Origin of the sequence: Fluviicola sp. (genome assembly GCF_029266855.1) — a bacterium.
Classification (GTDB): domain Bacteria; phylum Bacteroidota; class Bacteroidia; order Flavobacteriales_D; family Crocinitomicaceae; genus Fluviicola.
This window is the reverse complement of record NZ_JAQSWB010000001.1, coordinates 269,358-283,153: the sequence shown is the minus strand read 5'-3', so window position 1 is coordinate 283,153 and position 13,796 is coordinate 269,358. Positions and strand designations below refer to the sequence as shown.

Sequence of the window (13,796 nt, the reverse complement as noted above, 5' to 3'; positions counted from 1 at the left end):
TGTTTTATGCGTTTTGATATTCTCACCATACTTCCGGAACTTTTGGAAGGTCCTTTCAATGTTTCAATGATGAAACGTGCACAAGAGCGCGGACTTTTGGAAATTCATATTCACAATATCCGTGATTATTCGACAGACAAGCACAAGAATGTTGACGACTATCAGTACGGTGGTGGGGCCGGGATGGTCATGTCAATCGAGCCGATCGCAACATTGATCGAGAAACTGAAATCCGAGCGCAATTACGATGAAATCATCTACATGACTCCTGACGGAGAATTATTGGAACAGCGACACAGTAATTCCTGGAGTTTAAAAGAGAACATCATGATCCTTTGCGGTCATTATAAAGGAGTGGATGAACGCATCCGTGAACATTATATTACAAAGGAAATTTCCATCGGATCATATGTTCTTACAGGCGGTGAATTAGCTGCAGCAGTTGTGGTGGATAGTATCGGAAGATTGATTCCCGGAGTGATGAACGATGAAACTTCTGCATTAACAGATAGTTTCCAGGATGATTTGCTCTCTCCGCCTGTTTATACCCGTCCGCCGGAATTTAATGGATGGAAAGTCCCCGACGTTTTATTATCCGGGGACTTTGGGAAAATTGAGCAATGGAGAGAACAGCAGGCTATTGACCGGACAAAAAGCAGGAGACCCGACCTGTACAAGAAATTTACCGGCGAAGAATAACTATTTGCTTTCCGATAAAACCCTGTTCTTCTGCATAGCAGTATTCTTGATGCTATCCTGAATTTTATCGATATTCAATTGAATCGCAGTATCGTGCTTCTTTTTGTTTACGAAAAACGGAACGTACGTTTTGACAAAATCATAAGTCAGTACTCCCAGCATCGCTACGGAAATAAAGTAGAAGACCTGGAACTGGACATAATGAATAATCATCCCTGAAAAAGTTCCTCCAAGTACATATGCTCCCATAATTGCAGCCATCAACTTTGTTTTCTCCACAACCTGCGGATTCATCCGGTACTCTTTCTTTGTAAGCATTGACAAATGAATAGCCAAGTCGGTTGTTAAACCCGTTAAATGTGTTGTTTTTATCTGAAAGTTCGAAATACTGGCTGTTAATCCGTTCTGAAGTCCCATGGAGAACAGCAGTACAGAAACCAAAATCTCAGTTTGGGTAAGTGTTTCCGTGTAAAAGAACTGACCGTAAATTCCAACAAAAACAAAACACCCGATTTCAAGTACCATTGGAATACTGTGAGATATGAAGGCATTTTTCTTTGTGCTGTTGATGATCAGGTTATTCGACAAAAAACTTCCCGAAAAGAATAAGATGATCCAAAATAAAACCACCAGCATTTGAAACCACTTACCATCGGCAATTTCCTGGGACAAAATAGCAAAATGTCCTGTTAGGTTCGAGGTAAAGGAATAAAACAATACCAGTGACGCAACATTGACCATTCCGGCAATAAGTGCTGTGAACACCCCTAATCTCAGGTTATCCAGAAACGTTCTACTATTACTAAATCTACGTAACATCTTAGTTTAATTTTTTCAGTGTTATTTTTACAATTCCCCGAGCGTGAACATCTGTTTCAAAATGAAGAACAAGCTCATTATCCTTCAATGATTCAATTGAGTAAACTTCCGTTGAACCATCATCGTTGAGTAAAGTCAGAATTCGCCCCCGGCCTTTTAAGTGCCATTTAGCCAGATGTTCTTTCCCGTTTTGTTCATGAAGTTTGATCCTGTAATCTTTCATGAAAATCCAGTTTTCAAATTCATGAATAACCAAATGATTGGCGATATCAATCCGTTCGTCCGTTCCGATTTCCTGCTTCACTTTTTCATCTGCATTGTTTCTGTCGTAAACCCATGAAACCTCCTTCCACTCTCCTATTATGGCAGTTTCAGGATAAGACGAATGGCTGAAAACATAGTATCCGAATGAACTCAAAGTGAGTACTGCAAGACAAGCTGATATGACCAATTTCCCTTTCATACTAATGCTGTAACATAGGTTTGATTTGACTCATTGGAATACTGATTGTTGTCCCATGCAACAAGCTGCTTCTTAATTTTTGATTTATTTAAAAAAGGCAGGATGTTCATGCTTTTCTTGTGTGACCAATCAAAATCCAATTCATATGGGATAATAATTCTGTCTACCTGATGGTTTTCGGCAAAGTGTTCAAAGGAGCTTTGAGTAAAACCACTGAAAAAAGCAATTTGGATGGATGACACCTTCGGACCCAAATCCTTTTCCAGGTCATACAATTTACGCAGGAACTGTTTTCCTGCCATTTCAATTTTCAAATCGCTCTGATCAAAAAAGAGCAAATCCGAAATTGAATTGGATAAATAAATCCCATGTACCAAAAGCACATTGGTGGAATCTTCGTTTTGAAACTGAAGAAGTGCTTTAAGTGGTTCCAGGGATGAAACTTTAAAGTCTGTCGGTATTAGAATTGTTGCTCCCATATCTGTTTGTTTTAAACAAAATTAGATTGGGAGTATAAGGATGAGATAAGAGCAGGATTAAAACCGGATTAGAATTTCAATTTTAACTTTTCTTTAGGATTTATAAGGAATCACCAGGCTTACCAAAGTTCCTTTTCCTTCTTCCGAATGAACAATGATTTTACCTTTATGCTGACGCATGATATTTCTTGTAAGCGGCAAACCGATTCCGTAACCTTCAAACGAAGTTGTATTCGAAGCCCTGAAAAACGGATCGTAGATATGACCGAGATCCTGAGGAGGAATCCCGATTCCATCATCCTGAACATGAACAGAAATGGCTTCTTTTGTATGGGTTAAATAAATCCGAACCACCTGGTTATCCGAATACTTAGTTGCATTTAAGAGCACATTCGATAAGGCCAATTGGAGTAATTGTGAGTTTCCTTTTATTTCCAGGGCATCGAGGTTTTCCGGAAGACTCTCAAAATCGAAGCGAATCTTGTTACCCGGAATGATTCGATTAACGGTTTCCATCGTTTCAAAAATGAGTTCATCCATGCGCAGTTTTTCAATTGTCATCTTTTTCCCATCAAATCCGGTTTGAGCCAGGAATAAAAGTGCTTTTGTCTTCTTGTTCAGTTTTTCAGCCTGTTCCAGAATGTGGTTCAATGCAGTTTTGTAATCTTCTACACTCCTTTCCTTGCTTAACATCAGGTCGGCTTGTCCGATAATACTCGTGAGCGGGGTATTTAATTCGTGTGAAGCATTACTTATGAAGTTGTTCTGGGTTTCAAAACTGGTTTCCAGACGGTCAAGCATATTGTTCATTGTCCTGATAAGTTCTCCCAACTCATCGCTTTCCTGTTTGTTTTCAATCCTGAAATGCAGATTCTCAGTCCCGATCTTATGGATACTTGAACTCAAATCACTAATTGGTTTAATTAATCTTTTGGAAAGCCATAAAGAAACCATCACTATTAAAAATACAGCGGAGAAAAACATTGAGATCAGTAGGCCACCGAGATAATTTTTATACTTCGCGTAATACATATTACGTGCAGAAGTATAAACGACATAACGCTTTCCTTTCTTTGAAACATATAGGGTTCCGTATTTTAAGAGATTCCCCTTTCTTTCCTGGGCACTTTTGTTGCGAACAACTTTCCGGATAAAGTTTGCTTCTTCTTTTGTCGCCTTATTCTGTATAATGGGTTTTCCCTGCTTATTCAGTTCAACGATAACACTTTTTTCCAGAGGTAATTTCTCCAGGTATTCTTGTTTGAACTGCTTCACAAATTCTTTGTCTCCACGGTGATCCAGCTCGATTCGAATAGTTGTGCTGGTCCGCGTTTTCAGTCGGTCATAAAAATCATTGAAAATGTAATTGGAAGATAGTATGTAAACAAAAGCACTGAATAACAATACCAAACTTGCAAACGTACTGCTCAGTAACCAGATGATTCGAACACGGATTTTCATTCTTCTTCACGTATTACATACCCCATACCGATCACTGTATGAATCAGTTTTGACCCTCCGAATTGCATCAGCTTTTTGCGCAGATAATTCACATAAACATCTACTACGTTTGTTCCCGATTCAAAATCAACTCCCCAGACATCTTCCAGGATATCCATCCGCGACAATACTTTTCTTGGGTTCATCACAAAGAGCAATAACAACCTGTATTCCGTTGAAGTGAGACTTATCGGATTCCCGTTTCTGGTAACTGTTTTCCGGTCGTCATCAATTACCAGATCATCAAACTGAAAGAGTGTGCTTCCATTTGAAGCTTGGTTTTCAATTCTTCTGAGCAACGAGCGAACACGCGCATTCAATTCAATAAACTTAAATGGTTTCGGCAAATAATCATCTGCACCCGAATCGAGTCCGAGAGCTACATTTTCCGGAGTTCCCAATGCTGTTAGCATGAGAATCGGTATCTGGCTTGTTTCTCTGATTTTTGAACAAACCTGGAGTCCGTTAAGCCCCGGAAGCATAATGTCCAGGATAATGAGGTCCGGATTCCAAAAGTGGAACTCATCCAAACCCTTCAGTCCGTTGTTTGCGATTTTGGTTTCGAAATTTTCTTCCGATAATCCTTTTTGAACCAGCGAACTGATTTGCGGATCATCTTCTATAATCAATATTTTTTTCACGGAAATTTGATTGAGTTATAAAATTAAGAAAAAATAGACGTTGATACAGGAGGGGATAACAAAAGAGGTAACTATCTAATTATCAGCACTGTCCCAATATTGGGACATTGGGTTTTTCCAAAATCCCAAAATCGTAAAATTCCTTTGAAAAAATTTGGAATCAATGACCTTTTCCACTAACTTAAAATAGAACAAATATTTTTTAACCTTTTAAATACTAATTACATATGGGAGCAATTAAATACTTCAACTACTCTCCACAAGTCATCTCAATTTCCCTACTGGGAAGGGCAATCGCACACCCATGTCGTGTCCAAATGATTGAACTGCTTATTGAAAACAAGAAATTAAACAACCAGGGATTCTCTATGTATTTTGGAATGACTCGGTCAACTATCCACGATCATTTAGTAAAACTCTGGCAAGCCGATATAATTACTATTCAATCCGGACAAGAAGGAACAATTGCATCCATAACCGAATCACAAATTGAAAAATACAACCAGTTAGTTTCACTTTTCAGCTTTGACGTAAAAGATGCTTTTCATTTAAGTGTATTAAAGTAACTTTGCGCTTTAATTTGCCGCATGTTATTAGATCCAAAAGTCATTGAAGCCCTCAAAACCGGAAAAACAATTCTTTATCCTTCAGATACGATTTGGGGTCTTGGCTGCGATGCTACGAATGAAGAAGCTTGTCAGCGAATCTTAAAAATCAAAGAAAGGCCCGAAAACAAAAGCTTTATACTCTTAGTGGATAGCTTTCAAATGATCGAAAAATACATTCCGGAATTTCCGGAAGTTTGCTATGATTTGGTCGATTTGTCGGATAAACCCCTGACGATTATTTACCCGAATGCACAAGGATTGGCCCCGAGTGTAATTGCCCAGGATGGCTCTGTCGGGATTCGATTAACAAAAGATCCTATTTGCCTCTCATTGATCCGAAGTATTCGGAAACCCATCGTTTCTACATCCGCAAATATCTCAGGCTCGCCCTTTCCGACCAGTTTCAGCAGTATTGATCCTAAAATTAAAACACAGGTAGACGCGATTGTTGAAGCAAGGCTCAATGAGCAACTTACCGCTCCTTCGCAGATCATAAAAATCGGATTAGACAGTTCGATACAAGTTATCAGAAGCTGATTATTCGAAATTCAGTAACTTTGCACCCGCATGCAAACAGAAAATTTCGCACATAAACTCAAACACCCTGTTTTTAAGGTTGTTTCCCAAATCATTTCCGAAAAAGGATTGGAAGCTTATGTAATTGGTGGATTTGTGCGCGATCTCCTGCTTGAACGACCCTCCAAGGACATTGACATCGTCGTTATTGGAAACGGGATGGAATTGGCCCAGGCTGCAGGAGATAAACTGCGGGTGAAACGTGTAAATCTGTTTAAGAATTTCGGTACTGCACAATTCAATTACAAAGACCTGGATGTGGAATTTGTGGGTGCACGAAAAGAATCCTATCAAAGAGATTCCCGGAAACCCATTGTAGAAGATGGAACATTAAGCGACGATCAGAAAAGAAGAGATTTCACTATTAATGCACTCGCTTTGGACCTGCGATCGGACACGTTTGGTAACCTGATTGATCCCTTCAATGGACTTGCAGACCTGGAGAAAGGCATTCTTCGAACGCCTTTGGATCCGGGAACGACTTATTCGGACGATCCTTTGAGAATGATGCGAGCTATCCGTTTTGCTACCCAACTCGATTTTCAAATTGAAATAAGCAGTTTAAAATCCATTCTGGAGAATGCCGGAAGACTGGAAATTATTTCAAAAGAGCGGATTGTAGATGAACTGAACAAAATTATCCTGGCCGAAAAACCTTCTCGTGGATTCGAACTATTAAATTCCACAAAACTTCTTCACCAGTTTTTCCCGGAAATGATAGCACTTCATGGTGTGGAAACAAGAGACGGAAAAAGCCATAAAGACAACTTCTATCATACACTGGAAGTATTGGACAACGTTGCACTTAACTCGGATGATTTGTGGTTAAGATGGAGCGCCATTCTGCACGATATAGCCAAACCTCCGACGAAACGATTTGATCCGCAGGTTGGCTGGACATTTCATGGGCATGAAGAATTGGGTGCGAGAATGGTCCCTAAAATATTCTCGCGGCTAAGACTTCCTCTGGATGCGAAAATGAAATACGTGCAAAAAATGGTTCGATTGCACTTGAGACCAATTTCTCTTGTAAAAAGCAACGTAACAGATTCGGCAATCAGACGACTGCTTTTCGAAGCCGGTGACGATATTGATGATTTGATGACTTTATGCAATGCCGATATCACTTCCAAAAATGAATTCAAAGTAAAAAAATACAAGAAAAACTTTGAGTTGGTTATCGAGAAATTAAAGGCTGTTGAAGAAAAAGATCATGTCAGAAATTTTCAGCCGCCGATCTCAGGGGAATTGATCATGTCTACCTTCAATATTGGCCCTTCAGGTGAAATAGGCGTCATAAAAACCCGGATAAAAGAAGCGATTTTGGAAGGTGAAATACCAAATGACTTTGAAACGGCAAAGAAATTGATGCTGGAAATAGGAGAAGAACTTGGACTGAAAACGAATGCAGAATGACAAATTAAGAATAAGTGGTAATTCTCCTCTTAATTCTGCATTCTAAATTCTGCATTAAACTTATCTTTGTAAAAAAAACTGCATGGGAGCGCTTAAATTTCGCGTGTTATTAGATTCTGAAAAAGACAAGGAAATCTTTAGAGACATTCTTATTAATGAAGATGACAACTTTGAGTCGTTCTATCGTGCAATATTGAATTCCTTTAATTTCGAAGGAAAAGAAATAGGCTCATTTTTCATGTCGAATGATGAATGGGACAAAGGTCACGAGATCAGTCTTATGGATATGAGTTATTCCGATGAAGATCAGGAAATAACAAGTGTCATGTCGGAAGCAAAGCTGAACGATTTCATGGAAGCTCCGGATCAAAAGATTATTCTGGTTTATGACTTCCTGAGAATGTGGATTTTCCTGATCGAATTACAGGAACGGACAGACGAAACACTGGACAAACCCAAAATTGCTCTCGCAGTTGGAACAGCTCCCCCGGAAGACTCCAAAATGATCCAGGATGATGCCTTTTACGGAGATGAAGAGGATGAGGACCTGAATGAATTCGATGAAGATTTCGGAGACGGTTATGATGAAGACGATTTATCGGGCTACGAAGAATACGAATATTAATTATCAATTAGCAATGACACAATTATCAAGAAAATTCACTTGATAATTTATAATTAGGTCATTGATAATTACTCTTAGAACATGAGCACAGAAAAAAAATTTGGAGACCCGATTGGAGTCGCAATTAAAGAATACGCAGATAAAAGACGTCCGGAAGATATTATAGTTTCATCTGACATTTGTGAAGACGATATTATTCCCCTGGAAGTACTTTTCAGAAAATACGATGAAATGCCGGCAATCGAGCAAAAAGCTCTTTCATTGGCAAGAGGACATGTACTGGACGTTGGAGCCGGAGCCGGAATTCATGCAACTTATTTACAGGATCTTGGATTTAAAGTCGACTGTATTGACGTTTCTGAAGGCGCGGTAGAATATCTGAAAAGCAACGACCTGAATGCCGAACGAATCAATTTCTTTTCGTTAACAGGAAAAAAATACGATACGATTCTTATGCTTATGAATGGAATTGGTATTGCCGGTAAATTATCCAATCTGGAAACAACACTCGAACACGCGAAATCTTTATTGAACCCCGGAGGAAAGATTTTATGTGATTCCTCAGATATCCATTCCTTATACGAAGATGAAGACGGTTCTCTTTGGATCGATTTAAATACGGAGTACTACGGAAATTTCCGTTTCCAAATGAAATACAAAAAACAAAAAGGACCTTGGTTTGACTGGCTTTATGTGGATTTTGACAATTTATTCAAAGCCGCTAAAAATGTTGGCCTAAAGGCAATTCGTGTAATGGAGGAAGACGATCACTACCTTGCAGAATTAACTCTGGAAAAGTAATATGAGATTTCTTACCTGGATCTTCCTGTTTATAACCGGTTTTGTTTTCGGACAGAACAATTCCTTATTATACCAAGTCAAAAATAAGGACAAGAAAGTGTCTTACCTTTTTGGTACCATCCACATGATTCCGGATTCACTTTACTATTTCCCTGGGAAGCTGGATAAGATCATCTCAAAATCCGATGAAGTTGTTTTGGAAATCTCAAACCTTTCGGATCAAAGCTCCATGATGAAACTCCTGATGCTCGATTCAGGTTCTTGCTTTGATATTTTCACTGCTGAGCAAAAAGATTCGGTACTGAACTGGGGAGCGGAACTATTGGGCATTAAACCAGAACAATTTGAAAAAGGATTTGAAAAAAGAAAGCCTTTTACCTTATTGCAATTGAGCGTTCAAAAAACGATCTCAGGGAAAATCCGTATGGTGGATATGGAAATCGAATCCAAAGCACAGCAAAACAAAATTCCTGTCAGCGGATTGGAAACGATAGAATATCAGTTGAATATTTTTGATCGTATGCCGGATGAAGAATTGGCAAACTTCATAATGGAGACTGTCAGACACCCTGACGAAGGTGAGAAAACATTCCGGCAAATGATCCGGTATTATCACAAGCAAGACCTGGAAGGACTCGCCAAACTTATTTTAGAAAGTGATGAATTGGGAAGCTCGGCAGAAGAACTTCTCGATAAACGAAATCATAACTGGATCCCGAAAATGGAAACCCTGATGAGTTCAAAATCCTGCTTTTTTGCCGTAGGCGCCGGGCACCTTGGAGGACCAAACGGAGTGATCGAATTACTTCGCCAAAAAGGATACGAAGTTACCCCTGTAAGATACTGATATGCGAAATCTATTATTTATTCTATTTACCGGTGCAGTACTCTCTGCTTGTAACACGTATTCGGAAGAAGAAAAATCAGCTTTCACTTCTGAAGCCGAGAACTATGCGAAAAAACATCATTGGAACTACGAAGTCCTGGATGGCGGTTTAGTTGTGGAAGTCCTGGAAAAAGGAACGGGAACCGAAAAAATTCAAAGTGGCAGTGAGGTTGAAGTATCGTATAAAGGAACACTGACAAACGGGCGGAAATTCGATCTGACGGAACCCGGAAAACCCCTTCAATCAAGTTTAAAGGGGCTTATTGGCGGATTTCAATTGGGTTTACTGAACCAGGTTGCGGGAACTAAATTACGCATGGTCATTCCACCCCATTTGGGATACGGCGACGATGCATTGGATAAAATTCCTGCTAATTCGACCCTGGTTTTTGAGATCACCATTGAAAAAGTGATTTAAAAAGCAAAACGGAAATTCATTCCACCGCTCATACTAAAGTTATTGCTTGTTTTTCCGTTTGCAAACTGCATAGCCAATCCCGGATTCAGTTCCCATCCTATCCGCATTCTGCTTGCTACCGGACTTTTTCGCGATAGTTTAAAGCTCATTTCAAGCGGAACACGCATGATTACTCCTGCCGTGAAATTCCCGGAAAAACTTTCGCTTCGGGATTCAGTCAATACCGGATAAAGATATGCACCTGCATTACTATTGCTATAAGGCAAGCCATCTACAAAATAACTATCGTAATAAGATGCCCGTACCTCACTGGCAATACTCAATAAACACAGAATATCCAAGCCGGTTTCGAACTGGAACAAGCGATTCGGGTTAGTTGCAATATGCTGACCAACGCCAATGGCAATAGTACTGGAGCGGTAAGTTTTTGCAATCGTTTGCATTCGGTTTCCCGTCACGTAATATTCCTGTCCGTTTTGGCTGGAAGTAAGCGTGTCTATAACTTGTAAATCCTGGTGGTACCAATATTTACTGGCTGTTACTTCCGGTCCGTAACCCAAATGAATTGTGGTCGTGGCCAGGAATTTCCTGTCTGCCTGCTTTTTCTTCCCGTTTATAAATGCAAAAGAAAACATGTAATACGAATTACTTGAAAAGGAATGCAGGTTTTGCTGGTAATCTGCTCCCCACCCCAGTTGAAAGGAATCCGGTATCTGAAAGCCCGGTGTCATCCTTTCCCATTCAGAATTGGTGAAATCAAAGTTGTTGTTGTTGGTCATCCCGTGAGTCATTTTGACTATGAAACGGGGTGTTTTGGTCTCCACGGAATCTGTTCGCTGTGAAAAACCGATTCCGCTTACTAAAACAGAAAATAATGCAATGTAGGTTCTCATACTATTATTTTTTAATGACTGATAAACAGAATAATCGCCCATTTATTGTATCCGAATCACAAAACACAAAGCCGGGTAATTCTAAAAAAAACAACTCGTCTTGTATCCTTTCAGTTTATAATTAGTGATTCTTGATTTTGTAAAAAGCTCATTTTCACTGATTTTCAGCAATCCATTAAAAAAGCTCAAAATCCCAAGATAAAATCGCTCAAAACATTGTTAAAACGAAAAGAAACAGCTATTTTTGAATCGCATTTTAAAAACGAAATCTAAATTCTCAAACATGAGTGTTCTAGTTAATAAAAACTCTAAAGTAATTGTACAGGGATTCACAGGAAGTGAAGGTACTTTCCATGCAGGTCAGATGATTGAATATGGAACAAACGTTGTTGGTGGGGTAACTCCTGGAAAAGGTGGTTCTTCTCACTTGGACCGTCCTGTTTTCAATACAGTTGCTGATGCGGTAGCTAAAACTGGTGCTGATGTTTCTATTATTTTCGTTCCGCCTGCATTCGCAGCTGATGCAATTATGGAAGCGGCAAATGCTGGAATCAAAGTAATCGTTTGTATTACTGAAGGTATTCCGGTAAATGACATGGTGAAAGCGAAAGAATACCTGAAAGGTACAGGAGCTCGTTTGATCGGTCCTAACTGTCCGGGGGTAATTACTGCAGATGAAGCTAAAGTTGGTATCATGCCGGGCTTCGTTTTCAAAAAAGGAAAAATTGGAATCGTTTCCAAATCGGGAACTTTAACATATGAAGCAGCTGACCAAGTTGCTAAAGCAGGATTAGGAATCACAACTGCAATTGGTATCGGTGGAGACCCGATTATCGGAACAACAACAAAAGAAGCAGTTGAATTACTGATGAATGATCCGGAAACGGAAGGTATCATCATGATCGGTGAGATTGGTGGTAGCCTTGAAGCAATCGCTGCTCGCTGGATCAAAGAAAACGGTACAAAACCGGTTGTCGGATTTATTGCTGGTGAAACAGCACCGAAAGGACGTACAATGGGACACGCAGGTGCAATCGTCGGTGGTGATGATGACACGGCAGAAGCTAAAAAACGTATCATGCGCGAGTGTGGAATCCACGTAGTTGATTCTCCGGCTCACATTGGTTCGAAAATGGCGGAAATTTTAGGAGTTACAGCGTAATCGCTACTAGTTAATACTAAGATCCCGTCCCGGTTAGCCAGGACGGGATTTTTTTTTTGCTTAAAAATTTAATTTTCAATACTCTGGATTGATTAACTTCAAGTTATAATTCGAATAAACCAAAATGGGTAAACAACATAAAATTAATCAGTATGAATCTCAGGATCCGGGTTTAGGAACAGCTTACCAAAAATCGGTCAAACGGATCCTAAACGAAGATGGTTCGTATAACATCAAGCGCGTCGGAACAATCCGGATGATGAAAGATTTCTATAAATACCTGGTCGATTTGAATGCGTGGAAATTCGGCTTTTTCCTGGTAGGAAGTTTCCTTGTAGCCAATCTCCTGTTCGCTGGAATCTATTGCCTGATTGGAACAGAATATCTCCACGGGATCAACCCGGATCAAAATGAGTTTGTGGCAGCATATTACTTCAGTGCGCAAACCTTCACAACCGTTGGTTACGGAGCAATTGCTCCAAGAGGTAACTTAACTTCTTTCGTAGCTGCTATGGAAGCCTTTGTCGGCCTAATTGCCTTTGCTATCGCAACCGGTTTGATCTACGGACGCTTTTCCAGACCTTCAACCAAAATCGCGTTTTCACACAATGTGATCATCACTCCGCATAAAGACCAAATGGCTCTGATGTTTAAAATCGTCAACCAGCGAAACAGTGTGCTCTTAAATACCAAAGTGCATGTATTACTTTCTTTGGTCAATGAAGATTCGGTGACAAACATGGTTACCAGGCAGTATTACAATATCCCGCTGGAAACCGACTTCGTGCGTTACTTTCCGCTCACATGGACATTGGTACATCTGATTAATGAGGATTCTCCCTTATATGATCTCAGTCTGTCTGAAATCAGAGAAAAACTGGCGGAGTTACTCATAATCATCGAGGCATTTGACGAAACCTATTCCCAAACGGTTATCAGGAAACATTCCTATGCAGAACACCAATGGGCAACCGGGGTAAAGTTCAAAAAGAATTTCAGTGCGGATGACAGCGGTACCATTATTCTCAATATTAATGAGATCAGTGACCTGGAAATCTTATCATAATTCCGAATGAAGATAAAAAGGGATTTCAACTCTGCTCAATGACTTTTTCAGCTTCAATTGCTCCTCTTTAGGTGACTGAGCGGAGTCGAAGGCACCGAAAATTCGGAATTAGTAATTACCTTTGAGCTATGACACAATACAGTTCTACTTTGTACCCCGTAATGGAACATTTCTACACTTTACAAGGTGAAGGAAAATATACAGGTACTTCGGCTTATTTCATTCGACTTGGCGGATGCGATGTGGGTTGTGTATGGTGTGATGTGAAGGAATCATGGGATGCAGATGTCCATCCTAAGATGAGTGCGGAAGAATTAAAGAACATTGCTGCGGAATATCCCGGAAACCTGGTAGTAATCACCGGAGGGGAACCTGCAATGTATGACCTGACAGTTTTGGTAGATGCACTTCATTCCATTGGTAAATATGTTGCCATTGAAACATCCGGAACCAGTGAACTGGCAGGAAATGTCGATTGGTATACCTTTTCCCCGAAAAAGTTTAAAGCACCTGTCGAAGAAGCCTACATGAAAGCTTCTGAACTAAAAATTGTTATCTTTCATAAATCAGATTTAGCGTGGGCAGAAGATCATTCCAGGAAAGTGAATGAAAACTGTGTGCTCTATTTGCAACCCGAGTGGTCAAAAAGGGAACAATTATTGCCTGCGATTATAGAGTATGTAAAGAACCATCCGAAATGGAAGATCTCCTTGCAGACTCACAAATATTTAGAAATACCTTAAG

17 protein-coding genes are annotated in these 13,796 nt (G+C 39.8%); 11 read left to right on the top strand and 6 right to left on the bottom strand.

The window, feature by feature from the left end:
* The first annotated feature begins 6 nt into the window (after positions 1-6).
* Positions 7-699, top strand: a complete 693-nt coding sequence (gene trmD, locus K0S23_RS01240) for a tRNA (guanosine(37)-N1)-methyltransferase TrmD (protein WP_300353155.1) — start codon at positions 7-9, stop codon at positions 697-699.
* Here trmD and K0S23_RS01235 read toward each other — a convergent pair whose 3' ends face one another.
* The 5 genes from K0S23_RS01235 to K0S23_RS01215 form a co-directional block, all read right to left on the bottom strand.
* On the bottom strand, positions 700-1,518 hold the full coding sequence (locus K0S23_RS01235) for a YoaK family protein (protein WP_300353154.1): 819 nt from the start codon (positions 1,516-1,518) through the stop codon (positions 700-702).
* A gap of 1 nt (position 1,519) precedes the next feature.
* On the bottom strand, positions 1,520-1,981 hold the full coding sequence (locus tag K0S23_RS01230) for a hypothetical protein (protein ID WP_300353152.1): 462 nt from the start codon (positions 1,979-1,981) through the stop codon (positions 1,520-1,522).
* Complete coding sequence (locus tag K0S23_RS01225; protein ID WP_300353150.1) at positions 1,978-2,460, bottom strand: hypothetical protein; 483 nt, start codon at positions 2,458-2,460, stop codon at positions 1,978-1,980. Before K0S23_RS01225 ends, K0S23_RS01230 begins: the two co-directional genes overlap by 4 nt.
* Positions 2,461-2,553: 93 nt before the next feature.
* On the bottom strand, positions 2,554-3,921 hold the full coding sequence (locus K0S23_RS01220) for an ATP-binding protein (RefSeq protein WP_300353147.1): 1,368 nt from the start codon (positions 3,919-3,921) through the stop codon (positions 2,554-2,556).
* Positions 3,918-4,601: a response regulator transcription factor gene (locus K0S23_RS01215; RefSeq protein WP_300353145.1), complete on the bottom strand. Its 684-nt coding sequence runs from the start codon at positions 4,599-4,601 to the stop codon at positions 3,918-3,920. The genes K0S23_RS01220 and K0S23_RS01215 overlap by 4 nt, the downstream gene beginning before the upstream one ends.
* A 227-nt stretch (positions 4,602-4,828) precedes the next feature.
* Here K0S23_RS01215 and K0S23_RS01210 point away from each other — a divergent pair, with 227 nt between their 5' ends.
* The 7 genes from K0S23_RS01210 (at position 4,829) to K0S23_RS01180 (ending at position 9,931) form a co-directional block, all read left to right on the top strand.
* The gene (locus K0S23_RS01210) at positions 4,829-5,167 is read left to right on the top strand and encodes a helix-turn-helix transcriptional regulator (RefSeq protein ID WP_300353143.1); all 339 of its coding nucleotides are present in this window, start codon (positions 4,829-4,831) and stop codon (positions 5,165-5,167) included.
* A gap of 21 nt (positions 5,168-5,188) precedes the next feature.
* The gene (locus tag K0S23_RS01205) at positions 5,189-5,746 is read left to right on the top strand and encodes an L-threonylcarbamoyladenylate synthase (protein ID WP_300353141.1); all 558 of its coding nucleotides are present in this window, start codon (positions 5,189-5,191) and stop codon (positions 5,744-5,746) included.
* 30 nt (positions 5,747-5,776) lie between these two features.
* Complete coding sequence (locus tag K0S23_RS01200) at positions 5,777-7,201, top strand: HD domain-containing protein (protein WP_300353138.1); 1,425 nt, start codon at positions 5,777-5,779, stop codon at positions 7,199-7,201.
* Between the two features lie 82 nt (positions 7,202-7,283).
* Positions 7,284-7,826, top strand: a complete 543-nt coding sequence (locus tag K0S23_RS01195; RefSeq protein ID WP_300353135.1) for a hypothetical protein — start codon at positions 7,284-7,286, stop codon at positions 7,824-7,826.
* Between the two features lie 81 nt (positions 7,827-7,907).
* Positions 7,908-8,627, top strand: coding sequence for a class I SAM-dependent methyltransferase (locus tag K0S23_RS01190; protein WP_300353132.1), 720 nt, complete (start codon positions 7,908-7,910; stop codon positions 8,625-8,627).
* 1 nt (position 8,628) lies between these two features.
* Positions 8,629-9,474, top strand: a complete 846-nt coding sequence (locus tag K0S23_RS01185) for a TraB/GumN family protein (RefSeq protein WP_300353130.1) — start codon at positions 8,629-8,631, stop codon at positions 9,472-9,474.
* Between the two features lies 1 nt (position 9,475).
* On the top strand, positions 9,476-9,931 hold the full coding sequence (locus tag K0S23_RS01180; RefSeq protein WP_300353128.1) for an FKBP-type peptidyl-prolyl cis-trans isomerase: 456 nt from the start codon (positions 9,476-9,478) through the stop codon (positions 9,929-9,931).
* Here the strand turns inward: K0S23_RS01180 and K0S23_RS01175 are convergent.
* The gene (locus tag K0S23_RS01175; protein WP_300353126.1) at positions 9,928-10,824 is read right to left on the bottom strand and encodes a hypothetical protein; all 897 of its coding nucleotides are present in this window, start codon (positions 10,822-10,824) and stop codon (positions 9,928-9,930) included. The genes K0S23_RS01180 and K0S23_RS01175 overlap by 4 nt on opposite strands.
* A 283-nt stretch (positions 10,825-11,107) precedes the next feature.
* Between K0S23_RS01175 and sucD the strand changes: the two genes are divergently transcribed.
* The 3 genes from sucD (at position 11,108) to K0S23_RS01160 (ending at position 13,795) form a co-directional block, all read left to right on the top strand.
* Positions 11,108-11,986 (top strand): succinate--CoA ligase subunit alpha, encoded by an 879-nt coding sequence (sucD, locus tag K0S23_RS01170; RefSeq protein WP_300353123.1) that lies wholly within the window; start codon positions 11,108-11,110, stop codon positions 11,984-11,986.
* Between the two features lie 124 nt (positions 11,987-12,110).
* Positions 12,111-13,052 (top strand): ion channel, encoded by a 942-nt coding sequence (locus K0S23_RS01165; protein WP_300353120.1) that lies wholly within the window; start codon positions 12,111-12,113, stop codon positions 13,050-13,052.
* Positions 13,053-13,180: 128 nt separating this feature from the next.
* Positions 13,181-13,795: a 7-carboxy-7-deazaguanine synthase QueE gene (locus K0S23_RS01160; RefSeq protein WP_300353117.1), complete on the top strand. Its 615-nt coding sequence runs from the start codon at positions 13,181-13,183 to the stop codon at positions 13,793-13,795.
* Position 13,796: the final 1 nt, after the last annotated feature.